The sequence below is a fragment of the Methylobacterium sp. SyP6R genome (assembly GCF_019216885.1).
GTDB lineage: Bacteria > Pseudomonadota > Alphaproteobacteria > Rhizobiales > Beijerinckiaceae > Methylobacterium.
This window is the reverse complement of the sequence record NZ_JAAQRC020000001.1, coordinates 1,153,261-1,179,430: the sequence shown is the minus strand read 5'-3', so window position 1 is coordinate 1,179,430 and position 26,170 is coordinate 1,153,261. Positions and strand designations below refer to the sequence as shown.

Here is a 26,170-nt window from a genome sequence, read left to right as displayed (position 1 = left end):
TGTCGCGGCCCGTGAATGATACGGCGTCCGGAAGATTCCTTCCGGACGCCGTATCACCCGCCCGTGCGGCGCCTGAGCGAAGCCGGTTTCCGCATCGCGAAGCGAGCAATCGGAAACCGTACGACTTGGCTGTTATAAAAATCCCCCCGTGGAAAAACCCGGTCGGTCTCAAGCAACCGCCGGGGCTCCCAACCGCCGGGGCTCCCGCCCCGGCGCACGGCCCCTACCCCACCGACGGCCCCTCCCCGGCCCGCTCGGTCCGCACCCATTCCGACCGGCGCCGCAGCGCGAACCGACCGAGGATCCCGGCCTTGCCGGCGACGAGGCGCGGCAGGGCGGCGAGGTCGTGCCAGCGCAGGAGGCCGCCGCCCCAGCGCCGGGCCGCGAGCCCGAAGGCGAGGACGAGGAGGGCGAGGCTGGCACTGGCGATCAGCAGCGGTCCCGCCCCGCCGCCGATCGCCCACCAGGCGAGACCGAGACCGGCGAGCCCGGCCTCCGCCAGCGCGAGGGTGACCAGGGGCAGCACGCAGAGGTCGAGGGCGAGCGCCGCGAGCCGGGCATCGCCCCGGCGCAGGGCGGCACGCAGAAGCCGGCCGGCATAGGGAGCGATCAGCGAGAGGTGGCCGTGCTCCCAGCGGGTCTGCTGCGCTCGCCGCGCCGCCGCGCCGGCGGGGAGCGCGCTCGTCACCTCGGCCTGCGGGCAGAAGCGGGGCGGATGGCCGGCCAGCGCCAGGTCGAGGCCGAGCTTCAGGTCCTCGGCGATGTGGCCGTTCGCGAGCCCGACCCTGCCGAGGAGGCGCGTCGGCACCGCGAAGCCGGTACCGGAGATGCCGCAGGGCCAGCCGAGGCGGCTCGCGCCGAGGGGCCGGCCGATCTGCTTCACCACCGTCGCGAAGGTCGCGAGGCGCAGAGACGAGGAGGCCTGCGGCGGTGGATCGAGGCGGTAGGCCGCCTGGACCGGGCCGTCGAGGGCGGCGCTCAAGCGGGCGATCCGGTCGAGGCCGGCCGGGCTCAAGGCGCAATCGGCATCGACGACCACCAGGGTCTCGGGTAGCCCGGTCCGGACGAGGTGACGATGGCCGCAATCGAGGGCGTAGCCCTTGCCGCGCCGCGCGAGGTCGTGGCGCTCCACCACCTCCGCCCCGGCCTCCCGGGCGGTCGCCGCGGTGGCGTCGCGGCAATTGTCGGCCACCACCACCAGGCGGTCGCCGGGGCCGAGGCCGGCGCGCAAGGCAGCCACCGTGCCGGCGATCTGGCCGGCCTCGTCATGGGCCGGCACCAGCACCGCCAGGGAGGGGCGGCGCGGCGCCAGGGGCGCCGGGCGCAGGGCGGGCAGCGAGGCCAGCACCTGCGCGGCGAGGACCAGGACCGGCACCGTGCCGGCGAGCGCCAGGGCGCAGAGGAGGAGATCGACGATCATCATCAAGAAAATAATCCTTTGGGCAAGGATCATGTCCCGGCTGCGCGGGCGCGCGGCCGGGACATGATGATGAAGCGGGAGGAGGAGTTCAGTAGGCGGCCTGCGAGCGAAAGATCTCGCGCAGCGTCATCGCCAGAATGATCAGGTCGAGCAGCAGCGACCAATGCTCGATATAGGCGAGGTCGAGATCGACCCGGCGCTGCATCGCGGCGGCGTTCGGCGTCTCGCCGCGGCAGCCGCGCACCTGGGCCCAGCCGGTGATGCCCGGCCGCACCGCGTGCCGATCGGCGTAGCGGGCGACCGTACCGGTGAACTGCGCGTCATGCGCCACCGCGTGCGGCCGCGGCCCGACCAGGGACATCGAGCCGAGGAGCACGTTCACGAGCTGGGGCAGCTCGTCGAGGCTGGTGCGGCGCAGGACCCGGCCGACCCGGGTCACCCGCGGATCGTCGCGCCGGGCCTGCCGGACCACGCTGCCGTTCTCGCAGCAGGTCATGGTGCGGAACTTCCATACCCGGAACGGCCGGTTGCCGAGGCCGATGCGGCTCTGGCGAAACAGCACCGGCCCGCGCGAATCGCACTTGATCAGCACCGCGACGACGAGGAAGAGCGGCAGCAGCAGCACCAGGCCGAGGGCGGCGCCCACCACGTCGACGGCGCGCTTGACGACCGGACCCGCCCCGGGCCGTGCCGGGATCGCCGGACGGCTCCGGGCGACGGCCGGCACGGTGCCGGCCTCGACTGGCGGCGCGAGGGCCAGATGCCTCTGGGCCAGCACCCCGGGAGCCAGCAATCCCGGGGCGAGCAGGAGCGCGAGGCCGCCGGCCGGCACCGCACCTCCGAGCCCGCTCCCGGCCAGGCTCCCTCCGACCAGGCCGCTCCGCCCGGTCAAGCCGCTCCTTCCGGTCAGGGTATTCCCGGCGAGCCCATTACTGCCAAGTTCATCACCACCGCCCACGCGGGATTGCGGTCGTGCTCCACGAGCCATGCGCCGTCTCCACCGTTAACGAGCGGTTAACGATAGGCAGAGGCGCGACCGTTCGGTCAATTTCACCACAATAGCACGCGGATATACGTCGCTTAATCTTGTATTACGCCGTTCGGATGCAGGCCCATCGCCCGACGAAGCGAAGGTGAACACGGGTGGGAGAGGCAAAGCGCTAAGGGGTGGTGCGGCCCCTACCGCTTATTGGGAGGCTGCGCCGTGGCGCCGGACGGCCGAGGGTCTGCGGCATTCACCGGCAAGGTCCTGCATCAGGACGAGCCCGCACCGGCCATGAGCCCGCACCGGCCATGAGCCTGCACCGGCAACGAGCCCGGCGCCGTGCCGGCCGGCCTGTCGGGACGAGAGGTTTCGGCGACAGATTCTTTTGGGACGAGAAGGCCTGATCCGCATGCGAGCCGCACAAAGTCTTCCCGCCTCCCTCCGGTGCGGGCTCCTCCTCGGCGCGTTCTGCCTGCCGGCCGGGTTCGCGGGCGCGGCGAACGGGCCGCGTCCGGCACCCGCCGCCCCGCCGGCTCCTGCACCGGTCGCCGCCAGCACCCCGTCGAATTTACTTCCCGGCTACGCCCTCGGGCCGCTCGACCGCATCCGGCTGCGGGTGTTCGAGTGGCGGGCGAGCCGCGACGAGATCTTCGCCTGGACGGCGCTCAACGACGAGTTCACCATCGGGGCGGACGGCACCCTGTCCCTGCCGATCATCGGCGACATCCCGGTGGCCGGCCTGCCGACCCGGGAGGTCGGCCGGCTGGTCGCCCGGCGCCTGCGCGACCGGATGGACCTGGCCGATCCGCCCGACACCGCGGTCGAGATCGCCGTCTACCGGCCGTTCTACATCAGCGGCGCCGTCGACAAGCCGGGCGAATACGCCTTCCGGCCGGGGCTCACGGTGGGCAAGGCGGTGGCGCTCGCCGGCGGACCGCCGCGGGTCACCGATGGCGGGCTCCTGCGCCTGGAACGCGACGCGATCACCGCACGGGGCGATCTCGCCGGCCTGCACAAGGACCGCGACCAACTCACCCTGCGGCTCGCCCGCCTCGCCGCCGAGCGCGACGACAAGCCCAAGATCGAGCTGCCGAAGGAACTGACCGGGCGGCCGGATCCGGGCCTGTTGGCGCTCATCGACCGCGAGACCTCGATCTTCGAGGCCCGCCGCAAGGCGCTGGCGACCCAGGTCGACGCCATCGAGGACCTCAAGCGCTTCCTGCGCCAGCAGATCGACGCGCTGAACGGCCAGCTCGCCACCATCGATACCCAGATCAAGCTGATCGCCACCGAGATCCGCAGCAACGAGCAGCTCGCCGAGCGCGGGCTGGCGACCCAGCAGCGCACCATCGCGTCCGGCCGCTCGATGGCCCAGATGGAGAGCGAGAAGCTGCGCACCACCACCGACCTGCTGCGCGCCCGCGAATCGATCTCGCGGGCCGACCTCTCGATCCTCGACCTGCGCAGCCGGCGCGCCACCGAGGTCACCGCGGAGGCGCGCGACACCCAGCGCCAGCTCGAGCAGCTGAAGCCCCGGATGGAGGTGGCCGAGCGGCTGATCCTCGAGGCCGAGGTCTCGGCCCCGCGCTTCCTCACCGACCGCGCCCAGGCCCGCCGCGCCAAGCCGACCTACCGCGTCAGCCGCCAGGCCGGCACGGGCGTACAGGAGATCGGCGCCGACGAGACCATGGCGCTGATGCCGGGGGATTCCGTGAGCGTCGAACTGCCCAACATCGACCTGCCGGCGGTGTCCTGGCCGGCGCCGCGGACGGGGGCGATGACGTCGTTGAACTAGGGGGCCGTTGTCTGAGGAGCGACGAAGCTTTTCTTGCCGCGAGAGTAACCATAGATCTCCGCGTCATTCCGGGGCCGCGCAGCGGAGCCCGGAATCCAGAACCGCGGAGGGTTCAGGATAGAGCGGACGGCGTCACGCTCTCTTCTTCATCACCTGAGGGTCTGGATCCCGGGCTCCGCTGCGCGGCCCCGGGATGACCCTGTGCGGTGGGACGGTTGCGTCCTTCCGGTGGCGGATTCCATGCCGGATTACCGGCCGCGCCACCACGCGACGACCCGCGTCCACTTGTCCTCCAGCCAGCGGGCCGAGCGCTCCAGCGACGGCTTCATGCCCGGCAGGTCCTCGCTCAGGAGGGCGAGGCCGAGCGGCAGCATCCACAGGCCGAAGACCGGCAGGACCGCCAGGAAGCCGCCGAGGATCAGCAGGATCGCCGCCGGAATCCGGACCCAGCGCCGGGACGGGGCCCGCAGCCAGGCGATCGCATCGCCCACCCGCTTCGGCAGCAGGTCGAGCAGCCGGGCGATCCGGTCGTCCCAGGCCTGCGCGAGCGGGTTTGGGGAACCTTGCGGGTTCGGCATCGCCGTCGGGACGCGCGGGCGCGTCGTGGTGTCGTCGTCCATCATGGTGAGATACAAATCAGCAAAGCGGCCCGAGAGTTCCGCCTGGGTTCCGTCGCTCCTGCGAGGCCGCGCCGCATTGCCGAGCCGCCGGCCGCGACCTAACTCCGGTCACCATGGAACAGACCGGCGAAGCAGGGTGCGGCGCCACCCCGGAGACGGGCACCTTGCAGGTCCGCGTCGTCCAGCGCATCTCCGAGATCGCGGCGGCCGCGTGGGACCGCTGCGCGCTCTCGGCCGAATCGCTTTCTGGCGCGGCCGAGAGCTACAACCCCTTCGTCAGCCACGCCTTCCTGTCGGCGCTGGAGGATTCCGCTTGCGTCGGCGGCCGCACCGGCTGGCTGCCGCTGCACGTCGCCGCCGAGCGCGACGGCCAGGTGATCGGCTATGCGCCCTGCTACCTGAAGTCCCATTCGCAGGGCGAGTACGTGTTCGATCACGGCTGGGCCGACGCGTTCGAGCGTGCCGGCGGCCGTTACTACCCGAAGCTCCAGGTCAGCGTGCCGTTCACGCCCGTCACCGGCCCGCGCTTCCTGATCGCCCCGGGCGAGGACCCGGACGAGGCCACCGCCGCCCTGGTCGCGGGCCTGCGGGCGTTGCGCAAGCAGGTCGAGGCCTCCTCGATCCACGCGACCTTCCTGCCCGAATCCGAGGCCGAGCGGGCGGGCGATCTCGGCTTCCTGCGCCGGGTCGACCAGCAGTTCCACTGGGACAATGCGGGCTACGCCACCTTCGACGATTTTCTCGGAGCATTGGCCTCGCGCAAGCGCAAGGCGATCAAGCGCGAGCGCCGCGATGCGCTGGCCGCCGGGCTCACCATCGAGTGGGTCACCGGCTCGGACCTGACGGAGGCGCATTGGGACGCCTTCTACCGGTTCTACGTCGATACCGGCTCGCGCAAATGGGGCCGGCCCTACCTCAACCGGCGCTTCTTCTCGCTCATCGGCGAGCGGATGCCGGAGCGCATCCTGCTGGTGATGGCCAAGCGCGAGGGGCAGTACGTGGCGGGCGCCATCAACCTGATCGGCGACCGCGCCCTCTACGGCCGCAACTGGGGCTGCATCGAGGATCACCCCTTCCTGCATTTCGAGGTCTGCTACTACCAGGCGATCGACTTCGCGATCGCCCGCGGCCTCGCCCGGGTCGAGGCGGGGGCGCAAGGCGAGCACAAGCTCGCCCGCGGCTACCGCCCGGTCATCACCCACTCGGCCCACGACATCGCCGATCCGTCTTTACGCGCGGCCATCGCCGATTATCTCGCCCGCGAGGCGCGCCACGTCGAGGCGGCGGCCGAGGCTCTCGACGAGGCGACGCCGTTCCGCAAGGGCGACGACTGACGGCGCCGTAGCGCCCGGATCGGCGGGCCGCTACGCTGACCCCACGGGGCCCGGCAAGAGGCTCCGGTTCGGGAGAGACACCATGCGCATGAGCGAGGGAGGACGCGGTCGCGCGTCCCGCCGGTTCCTGCTGGGCTGCATCGGGGCATTCGCCACCGCGCTCGTTACTCCGGCCTTCGCGGATCAGGCCCTGAGGCCCCGCGGCGGCGAGGCCCTGGCGCCGGCCCGGCCGGAGGAGGTCGGGCTGTCCTCCGAGCGCCTCGGCCGGATCAAGCGGGTCATGGAGGAGGAGGTCGCGGCCGGCCGCCTGCCCGGCGCCGTGGTGATGATCGCCCGGCGCGGGCGTCTCGCCTATGCCGAGAGCGTCGGCTTTCGCGACAAGGCCGCCGGGGCGCCGCTACCTCAGGACGCGATCTTCCGCATCTACTCGATGACGAAGCCGCTGACCTCGGTTGCCGCGATGACGCTCATGGAGGACGGCCGGCTCCAGCTCACCGACCCGGTCTCGAAATACCTGCCCGAGTTCAAGGACCTGAAGGTGGCGGGCACCCGCCCCAACGCGCTCGGCGAGGCCGCGCCCGATCTGGTGGTGCCTGAGCGTGCGCCCACAATCCAGGATCTCCTGCGCCACACCGCCGGCCTCGCCTATGGCGAGATCACCACCAACCCGGCGGTGAAGGCGGCCTATGCCAAGGCCGGGCTGTTCAAGCCGGATTTCGACTACAACACCACCGACCTCAATCCCGAGGAGTTCACCAGCCGGATCGCCGGCGCACCGCTCGCCTACCAGCCCGGCACGGTCTGGCAGTACAGCCTCGCCGTCGACGTGCTCGGCCGCGTGGTCGAGAAGGCGTCGGGCCAGCGCCTCGGCGATTACCTGGCCGAGCGGGTGCTGCGGCCGTTGAAGATGAGCGAGACCGGCTTCTCGGTGCCGGCCGACAAGGCGGGGCGGATCGCCCAGGCGCTGCCGACCGATCCCGCCACCGGCGCGCCGAACCGGCTGATCGACGGCGCGGTGCCGAAGAACGATTCCGGCGGGGCCGGCGGCTACGGCACGGCGGCCGATTACCTGCGCTTCGCGCAAGCGATGCTCGACGGCGGCAGCCTCGACGGCGCCCGGGTGCTCAGCCGCACCAGCGTCGAACTGATGACCGCCGACCATCTCGGCGACCGGATCAAGCCGGTGGTCGGCCCCGGCGAATTGCTGATGGGCGTGCCCGGCTACACCTTCGGCCTCGGCTTCATGGTGCGGAAAGACGCCGGCATCGCCGGCGTGCCGGGCTCCAAGGGCGAATTCATGTGGGCGGGCTATGCCGGCACGTTCTTCTGGGTCGATCCCAAGGAGGACCTGGCGGTGGTGATGATGACCCAGGCACCGGGACCGAGCCGGGCCTTCTACCGGCGCGAGATCAAGCAGCTCGTCTACGGCGCCATCGCCGATTGAGCGGTCGCCGGGGGCGCGGGTATGCATCCGCGCCCCTGGACTCGTGAGTGACGACACCGGAGGATGCGCCCCGTCCGGCCCGCCTCCCGGGTCGAAGTTCGGAGCGCCTTCGCCGCATGTCCCCGATCGACCGCATCGCCGCCGACCTCGACGCCCTCACCGCCATCCGGCGCGACTTCCACGCCCATCCCGAGCTCGGCTTCGAGGAGGTGCGGACCTCCGGCATCGTGGCGGAAAAGCTCGCCTCCTGGGGCATCGAGGTGCATCGCGGGATCGGCCGCACCGGCGTCGTCGGCGTCCTGACCGGACGCGGCACCAGCACCCGGCGCATCGGACTGCGCGCCGACATGGACGCGCTGCCGATCGAGGAGGCGACGAACCTCCCCTACCGCTCGACGGTGCCGGGCAAGATGCACGCCTGCGGCCATGACGGCCACACCACGATGCTGCTCGGCGCCGCCAAGTACCTCGCCGAGACCCGCGACTTCGACGGTACGGCGGTGTTCATCTTCCAGCCCGCCGAGGAGGGACTGGGCGGCGCCCGCGCGATGCTGGCCGACGGGCTGTTCTCGCGCTTCCCCTGCGACGAGGTCTACGGCCTGCACAACAACCCGGGCGGGCGCTTCGGCGAGCTGTCGGTCCGGACCGGTGCCGCGATGGCGGCAGCGGACTTCTTCGACATCCGCATCGTCGGCCGCGGCGCCCACGGGGCGCAGCCGCATCGCGGCGTCGATCCGGTCGTGGTCCAGGCCGCCCTGGTCCAGGCGCTCCAGACGATCGTCAGCCGCAACGCCGACCCGCTGCAATCGGCCGTGCTGTCGATCACCCAGGTCCATGCCGGGGCGGCCTACAACGTGATCCCGGAGGAGGCCCACCTCGCCGGCACGATCCGCACCTTCGACGACGGCATCCGCGCCCTGGTGGCCCAGCGCCTGCGCGAGATCGCGGCCGGCATCGCGGCGACCTTCGGGGCCGAGATCGTCGTCGACATCCGCAACATCTTCTCGGTCCTGCGCAACAGCGAGGCCCAGACGCGGGCCGCCGCGGAGATCGCCACCGAGCTGTTCGGGGCGGCCAAGGTCGACACGGCGCCGGAGCCCAAGATGGGCAGCGAGGATTTCGCCGACATGCTGCTCGCCGTGCCGGGCACCTATGCCTGGCTCGACGGCAAGGCCGGGGCCGCCGTCCACAATGCATCCTACGACTTCGACGACGCGATCATCCCGCTCGGCGCAGCGTATCTGGCGCGGCTGGTCGAGCGGCGTTCGGCGGCGGCGGCCGGCTGACCCGGTTCCGGCTGAAGGGGCGTTCGGATAAGGTCCGGCGACGCCCTCGCCCTGCGTCATCCCGGGTTCCGCGTCGCGGCCCCGGGACGATCGGGCGGGTGGCGCGATCGGCCCGCGAACCGATCCGAGTCCCGACAGGAACGATGCGATGACGGACACCGCCTACGACCCCCAGAACATCTTCGGCAAGATCCTGCGGGGCGAGATTCCCTGCCACAAGGTCTACGAGGACGCGCACGTCATCGCCTTCATGGACGTGATGCCCCAGGCCGACGGCCACACCCTGGTGGTGCCCAAGACGCCGAGCCGCAACCTCCTCGATGCGGACCCGACCACCCTCGGCCACCTCTACGCCGCGGTCCGGACCGTGGCCCGGGCCGCCAAGGCCGCCTTCGCGGCCGACGGCGTCGCGGTCTACCAGTACAACGAGGCGGCGGCCGGCCAGACCGTGTTCCACCTCCACGTCCACGTCCTGCCCCGGCACGAGGGCGTCGCGCCGCGCCGCCACGTCGACGGCATGGCCGATCCGGCCGTGCTGGCCCAGCACGCGGAGCGGATCCGGGCGGCGCTCGGGGATTGACGAGCCGACATCCCCGGCCCGCGGTGCATGCGGGGGATTTTGCGCCAAGCCTGAAAAAGAAAAGCCGCCCTCTCGGGCGGCTTTCCAAAAGCTCTCGGTTCTCGGCGTCGCGCAATTAGCGCGAGTAGAACTCGATGACCAGGTTCGGTTCCATCTGCACCGGGTACGGCACCTCGGACAGGGTCGGCACGCGGGTCATGCGCGCGGTCATCTTGCCGTGGTCGACCTCGATGTAGTCGGGCACGTCGCGCTCGGCGAGCTGGCTCGCCACCACGACGATCTCGAGCTGCTTGGAGGATTCCTTGATCTCGATCACGTCGTCGGGCTTGACGAGGTAGCTCGGGATGTTGACGCGCACGCCGTTCACCCGGATGTGGCCGTGGTTCACGAACTGGCGGGCGGCGAAGGGGGTCGCCACGAACTTCGAGCGGTAGACCACCGCGTCGAGGCGGCGCTCGAGCAGGCCGACCAGGTTCTCGCCCGAGTCACCGCGCAGGCGGATCGCCTCGGCGTAGTAACGGCGGAACTGCTTCTCGGTGATGTTGCCGTAGTAGCCCTTGAGCTTCTGCTTGGCGCGCAGCTGCGTGCCGAAGTCGGACATCTTGCCCTTGCGGCGCTGGCCGTGCTGGCCCGGGCCGTACTCGCGGCGGTTCACGGGGCTCTTCGGGCGGCCCCAGATGTTCTGGCCCATGCGGCGATCGAGCTTGTGCTTCGCCTGAACGCGTTTCGACATCGCGTGTCCTCTAGAAATGCATCACGTCGTGAGAGGAACGCGCCCTCCTCCCCCCGTAAACCGGGGCGACAGAGCGGCCGTGACGAGCCGCTCGCGGGTGCGCAAAATGTTTCGGGGCCCCGAACCGGAGCCCCGCGAACCGGGCGCTCTTAGGCGACAAAGCTTACTTGGTCAAGAGTCAGGGGCCCGGTCGGAACCGCGCCGCGGCTTCGTCGTCCCGGCTGCCGAGGATCGAGACGTGGTCCCCCGGCACCTCGACGAACTCGGCCTTGGCGGCGCGCGCGAGGCGCGCGCCGTACTTGGCGGGGATCACCGGGTCGGCATCGCCGTGGACGATCAGGATCGGCACCGAGACGGCGCCGATGATCCGGTCGGAGTGCCAGGTATCGGACAGGAGGCCCGTCGGCAGGAGCCGGAAATGGTGGCGTGCCATCGCGGTCATCGAGTCGAACGGCGCCTCGAGATAGAGGCCGAGCATGCCCGACGCGCCGGCCCGGGCCGCCACCGCGACGGCGACCGCGGCGCCCAGCGAATGGCCGTGCAGCAGCACCGGCACCCCCGGCGCGAGGCGGCGCGCCTCGGCGAGCGCCGCGAGCCCGTCGGCGATCAGGCCGGCCTCGCTCGGGCTCCCCGTCGAGCCCGGATAACCGCGATAGGCCGGCGCCATCACGCCCCAGCCCCGCGCCCGCCAGGGTCCCGCAGCGAAGCGCTCGGCGTGCCATTCCGGCAGCGAGGCGTTGCCGTGGAACGTCACCACCACGCCCGCGCCGGGGGCCGGCGGCAGCCAGAGGGCGCGCAGGCGCTCGCCGTCCGGCGTCGGGACGGCGATCGTCTGGAGGTCGGGCGGCAGGCGGGCGCCGGTCGCCGGGACCGGACCGCCCTGTCCCGGATAGAGGAGGCCGCGCTGGAACCACCAGAACGCCGCCACGACGGCGCCGTACAGGACGAGGACCACGAGCAGCAGGCCGGCCGCCACCCGCATCAGGGTCACAGGGCTCAAGCCTCTACTGGAGGACGAGCGGCATCGCCTCGACGGCGAGTTCGGCGACGCCCCGGTCACCGAGCGCCGCGCGCAGGGCCGGCGTCAGCCGGTCGCCGGAGGTGAAGGCGGCGAGCACCGGACCCGGGATGTCGTCGACGAGGTTCCGGGAAGGACCGCCGATCAGCTGGGTCATGCGCCGGGCGATCGCCGGGGCGGGGTCGATCCAGGTCACCGGCCAGGGCGCGATCGCCTGATAGCGAGCGAGCAGCAGCGGGTAATGGGTGCAGGCGAGCACCACCACGTCGGTGCGTCCCGCCTCGCCCTCGACGAAGCAGGGTCCGATCTCGGCCCAGAGGTCGGCGTCCGAGACCGGCAGGCCGGAGAGCGCCGCCTCGGCGAGCGCCGCCAGCCCCGTCGCCCCGACGAGGGTGACCCGGCAGCCCGCCGCGTAGGTGTCGATCAGGTCGCGGGTATAGTCGCGGCGCACGGTGCCGGGCGTGGCGAGCACGCTGACGTACCCTGAGCGGGTCGCGGCCGCCGCCGGCTTGATCGGCGGCACGGTGCCGACGAACGGGATGTCGAAGCGCTGCCGCAGGGCCGGCAGCACCAGGGTCGAGGCGGTGTTGCAGGCGACCACCACGAGGTCGGGGGCGTGAACTGAGATCAGCCGCTCCATGACGGCGAGCACGCGGGCCACCAGCACCGGCTCGGCGAGGCCGCCATACGGGAAGGCGGCATCGTCGGCGGCGTAGACCACCCGGGCATCGGGCCGGGCGCGCCGCACCTCGGAGAGCACCGTGAGGCCGCCGAGGCCGGAATCGAACACGAGGACCACGGGGGCACGGGTGATCGGCGCCAGGGGCGCCGCGGCAGTGCCGGCCATCAGATCGAACCGCATGGGAGGTCTTGACCGAGAGGGATGGAAGGTTGCCGGCGAGAGTCCGGCGCGATCGTTAAGGCTTGGTCACTGCGGCGGCAAAAAGGCCCCGCTTCTCCTGCAACGCACAAGCGGCCGGGCCGGCGCCCGCCTCAAGCTGCGCGGTAACGCCGCGCTGGAGAAACGGATTCCCCTGACCAACGTTGATCGTGAACGATCCGTCTGCGCATGAGGGATGATCCGATGGCAGCGACCGCGACCGCCCAGGTCCTCGACATGCGACACGAGACGCGCCCCGCCTTCCCTCCGCCGCCCGCCGATGCCCGCCCGGTCGACCGGGGCGCCTGGATCGCGGCCTTCCGCCATGTCCGCGACGAGTCTGAGCGCCGCGCCGCCCCGTTGTCCCCGGAGGACCAGCAGATCCAGTCGATGCCGGATGCGAGCCCGACCAAGTGGCACCGCGCCCACACGACCTGGTTCTTCGAGCAGTTCCTGCTGAAGGCCGTGGTGCCGGGCTACACCGTCTTCGACGAGCGATACTTCTACCTGTTCAATTCCTACTACGTGCAGGCGGGCCCGCGCGCGCCGCGGATCAGCCGCGGTCTCGTCACGCGGCCGACCTGCGACGAGGTCGCGGCCTACCGCGCCCATGTCGACCGCCAGGTCGCCGACCTGATCGCCGGTGCCCCCGAGGCGCAAGTGTCGGAGATCGTCGCCATCGTGGAGATCGGCCTGCATCACGAGCAGCAGCACCAGGAGCTGATGCTCACCGACATCCTGCACGCCTTCGCCCAGAACCCGCTGCTGCCGGCCTATGACGAGGGCTGGCGCTGGCGCGCCCTGTCGCAGCAGCCGGGCCGGGTGGCGCTCGACGGCGGCGTGACGCAGATGGGCCATGCGGGCTCCGGCTTCCATTTCGACAACGAGGAGCCCCGCCACGACGTGCTGCTGCGGCCGGTCGAGATCGACCGCGCCCTCGTCACCAACGGCGAGTGGCTCGAATTCATGCAGGATGGCGGTTACGCCAAGCCCGAACTGTGGCTCTCCGACGGGTTCGTGGCCGTCCAGAACGAGGGCTGGGAGGCGCCGGGCTACTGGCGGCGCCAGGACGGAGTGTGGTCGAGCATGACGCTGGCCGGCCTCAAGCCCGTCGATCCGGCCCTGCCGGTGACCCATGTCAGCTACTACGAGGCCGACGCCTTCGCCCGCTGGGCCGGGCGCGACCTGCCGACGGAGGCTGAGTGGGAGGCGGCCTGCGACTCCCTCGACGCCGCCTTCGGCCATGTCTGGCAATGGACCCGCAGCGCCTATTCCGCCTATCCGGGCTACCGGCCGCTGCCGGGCGCGCTCGGCGAGTATAACGGCAAGTTCATGGTCAGCCAGTTCGTGCTGCGCGGCTCCTCCGTGGCGACGCCCGCGGGCCACAGCCGGCCGACCTACCGGAACTTCTTCTATCCCCACCAGCGCTGGCAGTTCACGGGCCTGCGTCTATCTCGATACCAAGCCTGAGGCGTGATCCGCCTCGATCCGGGTGCCGCGACGGCGCCCGCCCGATTTCGGAGTGCCTGCCCGTGAACGCCCCGCTTCCCCATCTCGAACAGAGCCCCGCACGCATCGACCGGACCTTCCTCCAGGACGTGATCGCGGGCCTGCGCGCCCCGCAGAAGCATCTTTCGGCCAAGTATTTCTACGACCGGCGCGGCTCGGATCTGTTCGAGCAGATCACCCGGCTGCCGGAATACTATCCCACCCGGACCGAGCTCGCGATCCTCGACCAATACGGCCCCGAGATCGCCGCCGGGCTGCCGCCGGGCGCGGCCCTCGTCGAGTTCGGCAGCGGCTCCACCGCCAAGGTACGCCGCCTGCTGCCGCACCTCACCGATCTCGCGGCTTACGTGCCGATCGACGTCTCGGAGGAGTTCCTGCGCAGCGAGGCCGAGGAACTCGGCCGCGACTTCCCGCGCCTGCGGGTCGAGCCGGTGGCGGCGGACTTCACCAGGCCCGTCACCCTGCCCGACGACCTGCGGGACGCGCCCAAGGTCGGCTTCTTCCCGGGCTCGACGATCGGCAATTTCGAGCCCGAGATCGCCGCCGCGCTCCTTGGCAGCTTCGCCCGGACGCTCGGGGCCGGGGCCACGCTCGTCGTCGGCATCGACCTCGTGAAGGACAAGGCGGTGCTGGACGCGGCCTACGACGATGCCGCCGGTGTGACGGCAGCCTTCAACCTCAACCTGCTCACCCGCATCAACCGCGAACTCGGCGCCGATTTCGACCTCGACGGCTTCGCCCACCAGGCCTTCTTCGACGAGAACCTGGGGCGGATCGAGATGCACCTGGTGAGCCGGCGCAGCCAGCTCGTCACCGTGGCGGGCGTACCGTTCCACTTCGCCTCCGGCGAGACGATCCACACCGAGAACAGCTACAAGTACACGGTGCCGGGCTTCCGGGCGCTCGCCCGCGGCGCCGGCTGGGAGCATGCCCGGGTCTGGACCGATCCGGAGGCGCTTTTCTCGGTCCATGCGCTGACCTCCAGCAGCATCCGGCGGCACTGACCGGCGGATGGCCGGGTCCGACCTCGACCGGGCGCGGGGTGCGGCGGTCGACGCCTTCCTGGAGACGGCGCGGCAGGTCGCCGCGCCCGTCGGCGATGCGCCGCGGCTGATCTTCGCGCTGGACGCCACGATGAGCCGGCAGCCGACCTGGGACCTCGCCTGCGGGGTCCAGGCCGGGATGTTCGAGGCGACGGCCCGGCTCGGCGGCCTCGCGGTGCAACTCGTCTATTTCCGGGGTTTGTCGGAGTGCCGGGCCTCGCGCTTCGTTTCTGACGCCCGCGCGCTCACCGGCCTGATGCGGGCGGTGACCTGCCAGGGCGGCCAGACCCAGATCGGCCGGGTCCTGCGCCACGTCCGCAACGAGGCCGGGCGCGGCCCGGTCAAGGCCCTGGTGCTGGTCGGCGACGCGATCGAGGAGGACATCGACGACCTCTGCGGCGTCGCCGGCGAACTCGGCCTCCTCGGGCTGCCGGCCTTCTGCTTTCACGAAGGGCCTGACCCGACGGTCGCCGCCGGATTTTCCGAGATCGCCCGGCTGAGCGGCGGCGCCTCGGCGCGGTTCGATCTCACGGCGCCGGAGGTGCTAGCGGCGCTCCTGCGCGCCGCGGCGATCTACGCCACCCGGGGACTCGACGGATTGCGCCTGGCCGCGCATGAGGATGCGGCGGCGCGCCGGCTCCTCGTCGGCATGACCGGCGGGTAGACACGACCCTTTCGCGCGTTTGAGGGTGATGGACAACGCATGATCGCCCTCGGCCTCGGTGTCCTGGTCCTCGTCGGCCTGTGGTGGCTCGGCCGCCACTACGCGAATGCGAATCCCCAGACGATCGCCCGGGTGATCCGCCAGGCCGGCGGCTGGCTGGCCCTGGCCGCGGCCGCCCTCCTGTTCCTACGCGGACGCTTCGACATGGCCGGCGCGCTCGGCCTCGGCGGCGCCTGGCTGCTCGGCTGGCGCCAGGGCTCCCCCCTGCCCTTCGGCCTGGGACGGATGGGCAATTTCGGCGGCCGGTTCGGCCTCGGCAATGCCGCGCCGCGGGCCGATGCCGTCTCGCGGGTGCGCTCCGCCCTGTTGGAGATGGAGCTGGATCACGCCAGCGGCGCGATGCGCGGCACGGTGCTTACCGGGCCGCTCGCCGGCCAGGCCCTCGACGGCCTGGCCCTGCCGCGCCTCGTCGCGCTCCTGTCCGAATGCCGCATGGGCGACCCGGACGGCGCCCGGCTGCTAGAGGCGTATCTGGACCGCCGGTTTGCCGGATGGCGCGTAGACGCTGAGGCTGACCGCGACCCGGGGCCGCGCGGTGCGGCGCAGCCAGGGCCGATGACGGAGGAGGAGGCCTATCAGATCCTGGGGCTTCAGCGCGGGGCGCCCCTCGAGGAGGTGCGCCGGGCGCACCGGGCCCTGATGAAGCGGCTTCACCCGGACCAGGGCGGGTCCGACTACCTGGCGGCCCGCGTCAACGCGGCCAAGGACTTTCTGCTCAACCGACATCGCTGATACTCCACGCGCGTGTCGACGACGCCGCGGCAGGGACGCACCGCGGCAGGGGATGTTTGAGAATTTTCCGGTTGTTACGGGCGCATACGTGTTGGCGTTGCGCGCCTCCCCTCCCCCTTGTGGGGAGGGGTATGGGGGTTGGGGGTGGTGCAGGAGGCACCGCAGCGCTCAATCCTGCACCACCCCCACCCCTGACCCCTCCCCACAGGGGGGAGGGGAAATTTGCTAGCTCCGGGTCGCGAAGCAGGTGAAGCCGTTGCGCTTGAGCGCCCGGCAGGCATCCTGCGCGGCCTCCGCCTCCGAGAAGCCGGAGAAGCGGGCGCGGAACAACGTGGTGCCGCCATGGGTCACCTTCTCGGTGAAGGGCGCCGCCTTGCCGAGCGCCCCACCGCTGCGCTGGCGCGCCTCGGCGAGCATCGACTTCGCCTTGCCCTCGTCGTCCATGGCGCCGAGCTGGATCACCCAGGGCGTCACCGTGACGGCCTTCGCGGCGGGCGCGGCGGCTTCGCGCGGGGCCCGGGCCTCGCCGGGCTCGGAGGCCGGCAGGCGCGAGGCGTATTTGGCCCCGGCCGCCGGGAAGGCGGCAGCGGGGGCCGGCGCATAGGCCTGGGCGCTCGCCGGCACCGCGCCGAGACCCGCGCGCCATTTCGTCGAGGATTGCGGGGTGGCGCCGCCGCGGGGCGCGATGTCGAGGGGCTGGCCGGTGGAGTTGGTGGTCTCGACCGCATCGTCCTCGTCGGCGGAGGCCACGAGGGTGCGGGTGGCGACCGGGCGCTCCGCCACCACGGCGGGGCGCGGCCGCTCGGCCACCTCGACCACCGGCGGCGCCGTGCGGGCGCCCGCATAGGCCACCGGCAGGTTGGCCCGCACGAGCTTCGTCATGATGGTGTCGCGGCTCGCCACCGACTTGCCGCCGAGCACCACCGCCACGATGTGGCGCTCGCCGATGCGGGCCGAGGTCATCAGGTTGAAGCCCGAATCGCGGGTGTAGCCGGTCTTGATGCCGTCCACGCCCTCGACCCGGCCGACCAGGTGGTTGTGATTGCCGATCACCCGGCCGTGGAAGGCGAACGAGCGGGTCTGGAAGTAGCGGTAATATTTGGGGAACCGCTCCTGGATCGCCCGGGCGAGGATCGTCAGGTCGCGCGCGGTGGTGATCTGGTCGGCGTCCGGCAGGCCCGAGGCGTTGGCGTAGTGGGTGCGGCTCATGCCGAGCGCATGGGCCTTGCGCGTCATCATCTCGGCGAAGGCGGCCTCCGAGCCGGCGATGTTCTCGCCGATGGCGCAGGCGATGTCGTTGGCGGACTTGGTCACCAGCGCCTTGATCGCCTCCTCGACCGTCACGGTCGAGCCCGGGCGCACGCCGAGCTTGGAGGGCGGCATCCGCGAGGCGTTGGCCGAGACCGTCAGCGGCGTGTCGAGGTCAATCTTGCCGCGCTCGAGCTGCTCGAACAGCAGGTAGAGCGTCATCACCTTGGTGATCGAGGCCGGGTGGCGCAGGGCGTCCTCGTTGACCGCGTGCATCACGCGGCCGGTCTTGGCATCGACCACCATCGCCGCGTAGGGCGGGTTGTAGCCTCCGCCGCCGCCGTGATGGGCGCGCCGGCGCGCCTCGGCGGGCGAGGCGGTGAGCGCCGTCAGCACCGCCGCGGCGGCGAGCACGGCCGGCAGCGCGGGTCCAGATTGGCCGTGAACGCAACGCATCACGCAGATACCCCACTCGATGGAAAGGGCGCCTGCGACAGCGGCGACGCCCTGGACCGACCGCGCCCCGCGACGAACGGCGTGGCGCATCGGCATCACTGTCAATCAGGCTAGGGAGGCTCGGTTACGCCCCGGTTAACCGGCGACGAATTCCGATGCTCGGATTCGCGTCATTGTGCAACGCACAATTCGCTCTTGACGAATTTTGTGCGCTGCACATATTGCAAGGCAGCGGGGCGCGACGCGCGGGCTGCCCTGCCGAAGCCCTGAATGCCGCGCGAGGAGGGGCGCCTCCCGGAGGCGTCACCAGACCATGAACCAGCAGACCATCAGCCAGCAGGCCGAAGCCGCCCAGAAGTTCGGCAAGGACGGCATGGACGCGATGCTGCGCAGCTTCGGCACCCTGTCGAAGGCCAGCCAGGCGATCGCCGTCGAGGCGACCGACTTCGCCAAGCAGTCCTTCGAGCTCGGCACCGCCACCCTCGAGAAGCTCGCCGGCGTGCGCTCGCTCGACAAGGCGGTCGAGATCCAGACCGAATACATGAAGACCTCCTACGAGCGTCTCGTGGCCCAGACCACCAAGATGACCGAGCTCTACCAGAACCTCGCCAAGGAGATGGCGAAGCCGTACGAGGGCTTCGTCGCCAAGGCCCAGGAGCAGGCCTTCAAGGCCCAGGACCGCGCCTTTGCGTCGGCCAAGGACGGCCTGAAGAAGGTCGAGGACGAGGCCGCCAAGGTCCAGTACGCCGCGTAAGTCGGGCGTCACGCGAGGGCGGGCGGACAAGGCTGCCGCCCTCGCGACCCATCGAGACCGCGATCGCGACCGGCACGGGACCCCGTGCCGGTCGCGCGCGTTTCGGGCCCCCCCGCGAGGGGACTGCACGCCCCGCGGGGGGCCTGCACGACAAGAGCGCGCAGCCGACTGGCGAAGCGCCGACTCGGCCTATAGATTAGGCTCGGTACCGGCAGCCGACGTGATAGGCTGCCGGTCCGCGTCACACCCCGACCCTCTCGCGCGAGAGAGGCCGGTGCGGTTTGTCGCGGTCGCCAGAGCGAGGTCGGTACGATTCAGATGGCTCAGGTCCCGAGGCAGGGAGAACCCTCCACCAGGCCGGTCGCGGCCAATCCCCGCGCCCCCGGCAACGGCAACGGCGACGGGCGATCGGGAACGGCCGTGATCACGCGGACGAAGCCGCGCACCAAGCGGCCCAACCTCTACCGCGTGCTGCTCCTCAACGACGACTACACCCCGATGGAATTCGTGGTCCACGTGGTCGAGCGATTCTTCAACAAGTCGCGCGAGGATGCGACCCGCATCATGCTGCACGTCCACCAGAACGGCGTCGGCGAGTGCGGCATCTTCACCTACGAGGTCGCGGAGACCAAGGTGACGCAGGTCATGGACTTTGCGCGGAAACACCAACATCCTCTGCAATGCGTCATGGAAAAGAAATAAGCGCCAACCAAGACAGGCACCAGCAAAGAGGCCCGCTTTGCCCAGCTTCTCACGCAGCCTAGAACAAGCTCTTCACCGCGCCCTGGCGCTGGCCGGCGAGCGCCGACACGAATACGCCACGCTCGAGCATCTCCTGCTCGCCCTGGTCGACGACCAGGACGCGGCGGCGGTCATGCGGGCCTGCAACGTCGACGTCGACCTCTTGAAGCGCAACCTCGTCGAGTACATCGACACCGAGCTCGCCAACCTCACGGGCGACGGCCGGCAGGACGCCAAGCCGACGGCGGGATTCCAGCGCGTGATCCAGCGCGCGGTGATCCACGTGCAGTCCTCGGGGAGAGAGGAGGTTACCGGCGCCAACGTGCTGGTGGCGATCTTCGCCGAGCGCGAGAGCCACGCCGCCTACTTCCTGCAAGAGCAGGACATGACCCGCTACGACGCGGTCAACTACATCAGCCACGGCATCGCCAAGCGCCCCGGCCTGTCCGAGGGCAAGCCGGTGCGCGGCGCCGACGAGGAGGGTCCGACGGAACGTCCGAGCGGGGCCGAGGACGAGCGCGGCGGCCAGAAGAAGAAGGGTGACGCGCTCGACGCCTATTGCGTCAACCTCAACAAGAAGGCCCGCGAGGGCAAGATCGACCCGCTGATCGGCCGCGAGACCGAGGTCCAGCGCACGATCCAGGTCCTGTGCCGCCGGCAGAAGAACAACCCGCTGCTCGTCGGCGATCCCGGCGTCGGCAAGACCGCGATCGCGGAAGGGCTCGCCCGCAAGATCATCCAGCACGAGGTGCCGGAGGTCCTGGCGGACGCAACCGTCTTCTCCCTCGACATGGGCACGCTGCTTGCCGGCACCCGCTATCGGGGCGACTTCGAGGAGCGCCTCAAGCAGGTGATGAAGGAGATCGAGGCGCATCCCAACGCCATCATGTTCATCGACGAGATCCACACGGTGATCGGCGCCGGTGCAACCTCGGGCGGCGCGATGGATGCCTCGAACCTGCTCAAGCCGGCTTTGGCCTCCGGGTCCTTACGCTGCATCGGCTCGACCACCTACAAGGAGTACCGCCAGTACTTCGAGAAGGATCGGGCGCTCGTGCGCCGCTTCCAGAAGATCGACGTCAACGAGCCGTCGATCCCGGATGCGATCGAGATCCTCAAGGGCCTGCGCCCCTCCTTCGAGGAGTTCCACAAGCTCAAGTACACGACCGAGGCCGTGAAGGCCGCGGTCGAGCTGTCGGCCCGCTACATCAACGACCGCAAGCTGCCGGACAAGGCGATCGACGTGATCGACGAGACCGGCGCCTCGCAGATGCTGGTGCCGGAAGGCCGCCGCAAGCGTACGATCGGCGTCAAGGAGATCGAGGCGACCATCGCCACGATGGCCCGGATCCCCCCGAAGACCGTCTCGAAGGACGACGCGGAGGTGCTGGCGCATCTCACCGACAACCTGAAGCGGGTGGTCTACGGCCAGGACGCCGCCATCGACGCGCTCACCGCCTCGATCAAGCTCGCCCGGGCGGGCTTGCGCGATCCCGACAAGCCGATCGGCGCCTACCTGTTCGCCGGCCCGACCGGTGTCGGCAAGACGGAGGCGGCCAAGCAACTGGCGTCGAGCCTCGGCGTCGAGATGCTGCGCTTCGACATGTCGGAATACATGGAGCGGCATACCGTCTCACGGCTGATCGGCGCCCCTCCGGGCTATGTCGGCTTCGACCAGGGCGGCCTCCTCACCGACGGCATCGACCAGCACCCGCATTGCGTGCTGCTGCTCGACGAGATCGAGAAGGCCCACCCGGACCTGTTCAACATCCTGTTGCAGGTGATGGACCACGGCAAGCTCACCGACCATAACGGCAAGCAGGTCGATTTCCGCAACGTCATCATCATCATGACGACGAATGCGGGCGCGGCCGACCTCGCCAAGGCGGCGTTCGGCTTCACGCAGAACAAGCGCACCGGCGACGACCAGGAGGCGATCAACCGCCTGTTCGCCCCGGAATTCCGCAACCGCCTCGACGCGACCGTGTCCTTCGGCCATCTGCCGAAGACCGTCGTGGCCAAGGTCGTCGACAAGTTCGTGCTCCAGCTCGAGGCGCAGCTCGCCGACCGCAACGTCACCATCGAACTCTCCGACGAGGCGCGGGACTGGCTGGTCGAGAACGGCTACGACGAGGCCATGGGCGCCCGCCCGATGGCCCGCCTGATCCAGTCGACCATCAAGACCCCGCTCGCCGACGAGGTGCTGTTCGGCAAGCTCAAGGACGGCGGCGCCGTCCGGGTGATCGTCAAGCGGCCCGACGGCGAGAAGCCGAGCCTCGGCTTCGTCTTTCCGGCCGGCCCGGTGATGCCGCGCCCCGAGAAGGACGTGACGGACGCGACCAAGAAGGCGGCCAAGAACGCCGCGAAGAAGCAGAAGCGCCCGCGCGCCGCGCCGAAGAAGCCGAAGGATGGCGGCTCGGGCGGCGGCGAGGGCGGGGTCCGCACGGTGCCGAAGGTGCCGCTGGTTCGGGCCTGACCCGGCGGATCGGGGGTAGCCCCCTCGATCCCGGACCGCCTCCCGTGTATGAGGCTTCGCGAGACGTGCGCATCCCGGCGGGGACTCCCCGCCGGGATGCGCATTTGAGGCCCCGGCTCCTTGAGCTGTCGCGGGGCGATGGATGGACACGCGAGGGTTCGCAAGCCCCCGCGTCAGAGGACGTGAGAGAATCCCATGAGCGGAGATCTCAACGAGGGCCCCCTCGCCCCGGCCGCGACGGTGACCCCGCCCTCCCCGAAGCTGACCGGGCGCGAGAAGCGCCGGCAGCGCCGCCGCCGCCGCAAGATCGGCGAGGAGATCCTGGGCTGGATCCTGGTGCCGGTGATCCTGTTCGCCTGCTACTGGTCGGTCAATGCAGGCTTCGCCTTCTTCGGCACGACGCCGAGCGCGGTGTTCGACCAGCTGAAGCAGGTGAAGACGGCTTTGGAGAAGCGGGAATCGCGCTGAGTGGGGGCGGCCGCCGTCGCGGAAGGCGTCCGCCGCGTGCTCCCGTCGAGAGTTCTTGCCCCTGTCTGGGCCGACGATCCGGCGCGCTCGCCACGATCTCTCGATGGTCATCCCGGGGCTCGACGAAGTCGAGAGCCCGGACCTGATGGGACGCGCAACACAATCTAGAATCGCTGACGGTGCAGGACGAGTTGGAATGCGGCCCGGCCCCTTCTAAAATCTCAGCGATTATAGCGTCTGTGTTCTGCTGCACGTGCAGTGCATGACAATGACGTGCGGCCAAGGTCAGCTGAACAACGCTCGTTCAGCTCAATACTGATGGTATTTGATGCTTTCTCGGTCGCAAGGCTTCCCCAGCCCAACCCTCCCCCGCAGAGGCAGGGCTGTCCGGGGAAAGGGATGGCGCGCCTCCCCTCTCCCGTGTGGGAGAGGGGCCGGGGGTGAGGGTGACACGCTTCCGTGCAGAGCGCTGAACGTGGTGCTGGCAGCGGGACGGTCCGAGGCTTCTGTGGAACCGTAGCACCCTCGCGCGATCTTCGATCGCCCCTACCTCTCTCCCACACGGGAGAGGGGATCCCGCGCCTGGTTTTGAAAGGGATTTTCCCCGGACAGCCCCGCCGCGGTCGGGGAGAGGCCTGAGCTCCGAAGAGGCTCAGGGAGCAGCGAACCGCAGGTTCGCAGCGATGGTGAGGGGGTGTTTCCGGAGGAGACTCTTCCGGCGAGACCCCCTCACCCTCGCTTCGGCTGCGCCTCCGCTTGCTTCATCCCCGACAAGGGGGATGAAGCCCTCTCCCCGCCCGCGGGGAGAGGAGATTACCCGCGCTCTTCTTGTCCCCGGACAGCCCTGCACAGAGGGGGGAGGGTTCCGTGCGCGGCGGCCGTCGCTCTCGCACTGCGCGACCTGCTGTGTCGCGTGCCGTGCGCTGCGCAACCCTGGGGATCACGATGGAGGGGCTGAGTTCAGTCGGCTCGCTCGAACAGGCCCTGAACCGCCGCGCGCCACTTTACACCGACGCGGAGTCGGTACGCGACCGCAACGGCCTGACCGAAGATCGATCGCGTGTCCGCGCAAGGCACGCGCCCGCGGGCGGGCCTCATGCTTCACTCCCGCGAACCCGGAAGGGCGAAACCGCCCTCGCGCGTCAGCTCTTCTTGCGGAACGCGTCCAGGCTGACCACCGAGGCGCCCTCCTGCGGGGCATCGGTGCGCTCGGCGGCCTCGTCGGGCTTCGCCTCGCTATCGGACTCGTCCTTGCCGGTCGCGTCCTTGCCCTGCGGCTTGGCCTCGGCCTTGGCGGCAGGCACGATCTTCGGCAGGTTGCTGCCGATCGCCGGGATCTTCGGCAGCGCCTCGCTCGGCTCGGAGCCGGCACCGCGGATCGCCCGCAGGGAGGTCGTGCCGGCCGGTGCCGCATCCTCGGTCGAGGCCGTGCCGTCGTTCAGCTCGAACTTGAGACCGAACTGCACCGAGGGGTCGAAGAAGCCGGTCACCGCCTCGAACGGCACCAGCAGCCGCTCCGGCACGCCGGAGAAGGACAGGCCGACCTCGAAGGTGTGCTCGGTGACGCCGAGGTCCCAGAACTGATGCTGCAGGACGATCGTCATGTCCTGCGGGTATTTTTCCCGCAGGCGCTGCGAGATCCGCACGCCGGGATAATCGGTCCGGAACGAGACGTAGAAATGGTGCTCGCCGGCCAGGCCGTCGCGTGCCGCATCGCCCAGTACCTTGCGCACGACGTTGCGCAGGGCATCCTGCACCAGGAGATCGTAGCGAATCAGATCGTCTGCCATCAACCGTTGCCTGGCGCCGCATCGCTCGCGGGGAGGGAATTCGAGTGGAGGCTTCTGTTGCCAGGTGCCTCCGAACCCCGCCTATGCAGTGCTACCCGCTAGGACTTCGTTTGGTATTGGGGACCGCTTACGCGGCCACCGCCACCGGAGCAAAGTTGTCGTTGGCAACTATTGCATTGGCCCGATAACGGCGGAACCATGCCGAGCGAAAGCTCTACCTTTACGCCCTCGTCGATCCTATTTCGCCCCCGCCGAAGCCCGAACCGAACGGGCCGTTCCGGGCTTGGGTGGAGGCGCCGGGTACCGCCCCCGGGTCCGATAGGTTTATTCCGAAGAACGTTTATCGCCATAGCCGGCCTCGCGACCGGCAAGGGGGAATATAGAGGGTCCCGTGCCGCTTTTGAAGCCCGCCCCGCACCATTCTGCGACCGTTTCGCGAAGTGATGCGCCGGCGCCATCCGGACCCGCCGGTTCCCGACGGCGCGCGCCCTGGCTCGGCGTCGCCGCCGCGATCCTGCGGGCGGTGCTGCTCCAGCTCGCCGCCTTCGGCTTCGTCCTCGCGGCGGTGGCCGGGCTCGGCCGCCTGCCCGCCCTGCCGCCGGGCCTCCTGCCCTTCCCGTCCCTGAGCGGGAACGAGCGGGCCGTGCTCGCCCTCACGGTGCTGCCGCATGCGGCCCTGGCGCTCCTGCTCCTCGCGGCGATCCGCCTGCGCCCCGGCAAGCCTCTCGGCTTCACGCGACCCGCCCTGCCCCGCCGCGCCGCCTGGCTCCTGCTTGCCTGGCCGCCGCTCCAGGTCGCCTGGACGGCCGGGCTGCTGCTGCTCTCTGGGCAGATGCCCGTCCGGGCCTGGCGCCTGTCGCCCTTCCTCTCCGGCGAGGTTTTTCTGGCCTGGACGCTCTGGCTGGTGGTGCTGGCGCCGCTCGCCGAGGAGATGCTGTTTCGCGGCGACCTGTTCGGGCGCCTGGCGCGACACCTCGCCCCGGCGGCGACGGTCGCCGTGGCGACGGCAGTGTTCGTGCTCTGCCATGCCGAGCGGGGCCTGTTGCAGCCGGTCTCGGTCCTGCCCCTCGGGGTGGCGCTCGGGCTGATGCGGCTCTGGACCGGGAGCCTGTGGCCCTGCATCGCGCTCCACGCCGCGAGCAACGGCGCGGTGGTGCTGGCGCGGGTGTGGAGTACCGGCTGATTCTCGAATCCGGCGCTGCGATTCGGCCCGGGGACGCGTTATCGTGCCGACCTTGCGCGGCCGGGAACCGTTTTTCCGGCCGGGCACAGGTCAGAGTTGGAGCCCGCCGGGCGCCGCGCGGCGCCCCGGGCCGTTGTCACGCGGAGGATGTCCGCCATGCGCCCCTACCACGACCTCCTCCAGCGCATCCTCGACGACGGCGTCGAGAAGCACGATCGCACCGGGACCGGCACCCTGTCGGTGTTCGGCCACCAGATGCGCTTCGACCTCGCCGAGGGATTTCCCCTGGTGACGACCAAGCGGCTGCACCTGAAGTCGATCATCCACGAGCTGCTGTGGTTCCTGGCCGGCGACACCAACGTCGCGTATCTCCAGGCGAACGGCGTGACGATCTGGGACGAGTGGGCCGACGAGCACGGCGATCTCGGCCCGGTCTACGGCCGGCAATGGCGGAGCTGGGCCAAGCCCGACGGCGGCAGCGTCGACCAGATCGCCTGGGTGCTCGACGAGATCCGCCGCAACCCGGATTCGCGCCGGCTCGTCGTCTCGGCCTGGAACCCGGCCGACCTCGACCGCATGGCTTTGGCCCCCTGCCACTGCCTGTTCCAGTTCTACGTCGCGGACGGGCGGCTCTCGCTCCAGCTCTACCAGCGCTCGGCCGACGTGTTTCTCGGCGTGCCGTTCAACATCGCCTCCTACGCGCTCCTCACCCACATGATGGCGCAGGTGCTCGATCTCGCCCCCGGCGACTTCGTCCACACGCTCGGCGACGCGCACCTCTATTCCAACCACCTGACCCAGGCCCGCGAGCAGCTGTCCCGCGCGATCCGCCCCCTGCCCCGCCTGCGCCTCGACCCCTCGGTGCGCTCGCTGTTCGATTTCCGCTACGACGACATCGCGATCGAGGGCTACGACCCGCACCCGGCGATCCGGGCGCCGGTGGCGGTGTGA

22 protein-coding genes, 1 other RNA gene and 1 pseudogene are annotated in these 26,170 nt (G+C 70.5%); 15 read left to right on the top strand and 9 right to left on the bottom strand.

Going from position 1 to position 26,170, the window contains the following annotated elements:
* Positions 1 to 223: 223 nt before the first annotated feature.
* Together HBB12_RS05335 and HBB12_RS05330 are read right to left on the bottom strand one after the other, a co-directional pair.
* Positions 224 to 1,423, bottom strand: coding sequence for a glycosyltransferase family 2 protein (locus HBB12_RS05335; RefSeq protein ID WP_236988399.1), 1,200 nt, complete (start codon positions 1,421 to 1,423; stop codon positions 224 to 226).
* Between the two features lie 85 nt (positions 1,424 to 1,508).
* Positions 1,509 to 2,312 (bottom strand): exopolysaccharide biosynthesis polyprenyl glycosylphosphotransferase, encoded by an 804-nt coding sequence (locus HBB12_RS05330; protein WP_236988398.1) that lies wholly within the window; start codon positions 2,310 to 2,312, stop codon positions 1,509 to 1,511.
* Positions 2,313 to 2,814: 502 nt separating this feature from the next.
* On the opposite strand from HBB12_RS05330, the gene HBB12_RS05325 reads away from it, so the two are divergent.
* Positions 2,815 to 4,200: a polysaccharide biosynthesis/export family protein gene (locus HBB12_RS05325; protein WP_236988397.1), complete on the top strand. Its 1,386-nt coding sequence runs from the start codon at positions 2,815 to 2,817 to the stop codon at positions 4,198 to 4,200.
* Between the two features lie 248 nt (positions 4,201 to 4,448).
* Here the strand turns inward: HBB12_RS05325 and HBB12_RS05320 are convergent, their stop codons facing one another.
* On the bottom strand, positions 4,449 to 4,778 hold the full coding sequence (locus HBB12_RS05320; protein WP_236992669.1) for a hypothetical protein: 330 nt from the start codon (positions 4,776 to 4,778) through the stop codon (positions 4,449 to 4,451).
* A 155-nt stretch (positions 4,779 to 4,933) separates the two neighbouring features.
* On the opposite strand from HBB12_RS05320, the gene HBB12_RS05315 reads away from it, so the two are divergent.
* From HBB12_RS05315 to HBB12_RS05300, 4 genes are all read left to right on the top strand, one after another.
* The gene (locus tag HBB12_RS05315) at positions 4,934 to 6,154 is read left to right on the top strand and encodes a GNAT family N-acetyltransferase (protein WP_236988396.1); all 1,221 of its coding nucleotides are present in this window, start codon (positions 4,934 to 4,936) and stop codon (positions 6,152 to 6,154) included.
* A gap of 88 nt (positions 6,155 to 6,242) precedes the next feature.
* Positions 6,243 to 7,598, top strand: coding sequence for a serine hydrolase domain-containing protein (locus HBB12_RS05310; protein WP_236988395.1), 1,356 nt, complete (start codon positions 6,243 to 6,245; stop codon positions 7,596 to 7,598).
* Between the two features lie 116 nt (positions 7,599 to 7,714).
* On the top strand, positions 7,715 to 8,884 hold the full coding sequence (locus HBB12_RS05305) for a M20 aminoacylase family protein (protein ID WP_236988394.1): 1,170 nt from the start codon (positions 7,715 to 7,717) through the stop codon (positions 8,882 to 8,884).
* Positions 8,885 to 9,032: 148 nt separating this feature from the next.
* A complete protein-coding gene (locus HBB12_RS05300) occupies positions 9,033 to 9,464 on the top strand; it encodes an HIT family protein (RefSeq protein ID WP_236988393.1) in 432 nt (143 codons plus the stop codon).
* Between the two features lie 115 nt (positions 9,465 to 9,579).
* Here the strand turns inward: HBB12_RS05300 and rpsD are convergent, their stop codons facing one another.
* From rpsD to murI, 3 genes are all read right to left on the bottom strand, one after another.
* Complete coding sequence (gene rpsD, locus HBB12_RS05295) at positions 9,580 to 10,197, bottom strand: 30S ribosomal protein S4 (protein ID WP_048433566.1); 618 nt, start codon at positions 10,195 to 10,197, stop codon at positions 9,580 to 9,582.
* A gap of 178 nt (positions 10,198 to 10,375) precedes the next feature.
* Positions 10,376 to 11,188 (bottom strand): alpha/beta hydrolase, encoded by an 813-nt coding sequence (locus tag HBB12_RS05290; protein ID WP_336886964.1) that lies wholly within the window; start codon positions 11,186 to 11,188, stop codon positions 10,376 to 10,378.
* A gap of 13 nt (positions 11,189 to 11,201) precedes the next feature.
* Positions 11,202 to 12,077, bottom strand: coding sequence for a glutamate racemase (gene murI, locus HBB12_RS05285; RefSeq protein WP_236988392.1), 876 nt, complete (start codon positions 12,075 to 12,077; stop codon positions 11,202 to 11,204).
* A gap of 222 nt (positions 12,078 to 12,299) precedes the next feature.
* Here murI and egtB point away from each other — a divergent pair, with 222 nt between their 5' ends.
* The 4 genes from egtB to HBB12_RS05265 all read left to right on the top strand — a co-directional run bounded on the left by egtB (position 12,300) and on the right by HBB12_RS05265 (position 16,103).
* The gene (egtB, locus tag HBB12_RS05280; protein WP_236988391.1) at positions 12,300 to 13,565 is read left to right on the top strand and encodes an ergothioneine biosynthesis protein EgtB; all 1,266 of its coding nucleotides are present in this window, start codon (positions 12,300 to 12,302) and stop codon (positions 13,563 to 13,565) included.
* Positions 13,566 to 13,627: 62 nt separating this feature from the next.
* Entirely contained in the window at positions 13,628 to 14,608 is a 981-nt protein-coding gene (gene egtD / locus HBB12_RS05275) for an L-histidine N(alpha)-methyltransferase (RefSeq protein WP_236988390.1), read from the top strand.
* 7 nt (positions 14,609 to 14,615) lie between these two features.
* Positions 14,616 to 15,311: a VWA domain-containing protein gene (locus tag HBB12_RS05270; protein WP_236988389.1), complete on the top strand. Its 696-nt coding sequence runs from the start codon at positions 14,616 to 14,618 to the stop codon at positions 15,309 to 15,311.
* 39 nt (positions 15,312 to 15,350) lie between these two features.
* Positions 15,351 to 16,103, top strand: a complete 753-nt coding sequence (locus HBB12_RS05265) for a DnaJ domain-containing protein (protein ID WP_236988388.1) — start codon at positions 15,351 to 15,353, stop codon at positions 16,101 to 16,103.
* Positions 16,104 to 16,328: 225 nt separating this feature from the next.
* On the opposite strand, the gene HBB12_RS05260 is transcribed toward HBB12_RS05265, so the two are convergent.
* Entirely contained in the window at positions 16,329 to 17,807 is a 1,479-nt protein-coding gene (locus HBB12_RS05260; protein ID WP_236988387.1) for a D-alanyl-D-alanine carboxypeptidase, read from the bottom strand.
* Positions 17,808 to 18,135: 328 nt separating this feature from the next.
* On the opposite strand from HBB12_RS05260, the pseudogene HBB12_RS05255 reads away from it, so the two are divergent.
* The 4 genes and pseudogenes from HBB12_RS05255 to HBB12_RS05240 all read left to right on the top strand — a co-directional run.
* Positions 18,136 to 18,462, top strand: a pseudogene (locus HBB12_RS05255) (phasin family protein); the annotation flags it as partial.
* Between the two features lie 417 nt (positions 18,463 to 18,879).
* Positions 18,880 to 19,263 (top strand): ATP-dependent Clp protease adapter ClpS, encoded by a 384-nt coding sequence (gene clpS / locus HBB12_RS05250; RefSeq protein ID WP_048443496.1) that lies wholly within the window; start codon positions 18,880 to 18,882, stop codon positions 19,261 to 19,263.
* A 37-nt stretch (positions 19,264 to 19,300) separates the two neighbouring features.
* Positions 19,301 to 21,778 carry an ATP-dependent Clp protease ATP-binding subunit ClpA gene (gene clpA, locus HBB12_RS05245; protein WP_236988386.1) on the top strand — a complete coding sequence of 826 codons (2,478 nt, stop codon included), beginning with the start codon at positions 19,301 to 19,303 and terminating at the stop codon, positions 21,776 to 21,778.
* A gap of 195 nt (positions 21,779 to 21,973) precedes the next feature.
* Positions 21,974 to 22,246 carry a hypothetical protein gene (locus HBB12_RS05240; protein WP_236988385.1) on the top strand — a complete coding sequence of 91 codons (273 nt, stop codon included), beginning with the start codon at positions 21,974 to 21,976 and terminating at the stop codon, positions 22,244 to 22,246.
* Between the two features lie 1,142 nt (positions 22,247 to 23,388).
* On the opposite strand, the gene HBB12_RS05235 is transcribed toward HBB12_RS05240, so the two are convergent.
* Complete coding sequence (locus HBB12_RS05235) at positions 23,389 to 24,036, bottom strand: SspB family protein (RefSeq protein ID WP_236988384.1); 648 nt, start codon at positions 24,034 to 24,036, stop codon at positions 23,389 to 23,391.
* Between the two features lie 43 nt (positions 24,037 to 24,079).
* Positions 24,080 to 24,445, bottom strand: a transfer-messenger RNA (tmRNA) gene (gene ssrA / locus HBB12_RS05230).
* A 114-nt stretch (positions 24,446 to 24,559) separates the two neighbouring features.
* Between ssrA and HBB12_RS05225 the strand changes: the two genes are divergently transcribed.
* The gene (locus tag HBB12_RS05225) at positions 24,560 to 25,219 is read left to right on the top strand and encodes a CPBP family intramembrane glutamic endopeptidase (RefSeq protein ID WP_236988383.1); all 660 of its coding nucleotides are present in this window, start codon (positions 24,560 to 24,562) and stop codon (positions 25,217 to 25,219) included.
* Positions 25,220 to 25,375: 156 nt separating this feature from the next.
* Positions 25,376 to 26,170, top strand: coding sequence for a thymidylate synthase (locus tag HBB12_RS05220; protein WP_236988382.1), 795 nt, complete (start codon positions 25,376 to 25,378; stop codon positions 26,168 to 26,170).

Coding starts and splice junctions, on each gene's coding strand:
- HBB12_RS05335 (WP_236988399.1), bottom strand. CDS start 1,423: ATGATGATCGTCGATCTCCTCCTCTGCGCCCTGGCGCTCGCCGGCACG.
- HBB12_RS05325 (WP_236988397.1), top strand. CDS start 2,815: ATGCGAGCCGCACAAAGTCTTCCCGCCTCCCTCCGGTGCGGGCTCCTC.
- HBB12_RS05320 (WP_236992669.1), bottom strand. CDS start 4,778: ATGCCGAACCCGCAAGGTTCCCCAAACCCGCTCGCGCAGGCCTGGGAC.
- HBB12_RS05315 (WP_236988396.1), top strand. CDS start 4,934: ATGGAACAGACCGGCGAAGCAGGGTGCGGCGCCACCCCGGAGACGGGC.
- HBB12_RS05310 (WP_236988395.1), top strand. CDS start 6,243: ATGAGCGAGGGAGGACGCGGTCGCGCGTCCCGCCGGTTCCTGCTGGGC.
- HBB12_RS05305 (WP_236988394.1), top strand. CDS start 7,715: ATGTCCCCGATCGACCGCATCGCCGCCGACCTCGACGCCCTCACCGCC.
- HBB12_RS05300 (WP_236988393.1), top strand. CDS start 9,033: ATGACGGACACCGCCTACGACCCCCAGAACATCTTCGGCAAGATCCTG.
- rpsD (WP_048433566.1), bottom strand. CDS start 10,197: ATGTCGAAACGCGTTCAGGCGAAGCACAAGCTCGATCGCCGCATGGGC.
- murI (WP_236988392.1), bottom strand. CDS start 12,077: ATGCGGTTCGATCTGATGGCCGGCACTGCCGCGGCGCCCCTGGCGCCG.
- egtB (WP_236988391.1), top strand. CDS start 12,300: ATGGCAGCGACCGCGACCGCCCAGGTCCTCGACATGCGACACGAGACG.
- HBB12_RS05270 (WP_236988389.1), top strand. CDS start 14,616: ATGGCCGGGTCCGACCTCGACCGGGCGCGGGGTGCGGCGGTCGACGCC.
- HBB12_RS05265 (WP_236988388.1), top strand. CDS start 15,351: ATGATCGCCCTCGGCCTCGGTGTCCTGGTCCTCGTCGGCCTGTGGTGG.
- HBB12_RS05260 (WP_236988387.1), bottom strand. CDS start 17,807: ATGCGTTGCGTTCACGGCCAATCTGGACCCGCGCTGCCGGCCGTGCTC.
- clpS (WP_048443496.1), top strand. CDS start 18,880: ATGGCTCAGGTCCCGAGGCAGGGAGAACCCTCCACCAGGCCGGTCGCG.
- HBB12_RS05240 (WP_236988385.1), top strand. CDS start 21,974: ATGAGCGGAGATCTCAACGAGGGCCCCCTCGCCCCGGCCGCGACGGTG.
- HBB12_RS05235 (WP_236988384.1), bottom strand. CDS start 24,036: ATGGCAGACGATCTGATTCGCTACGATCTCCTGGTGCAGGATGCCCTG.
- HBB12_RS05220 (WP_236988382.1), top strand. CDS start 25,376: ATGCGCCCCTACCACGACCTCCTCCAGCGCATCCTCGACGACGGCGTC.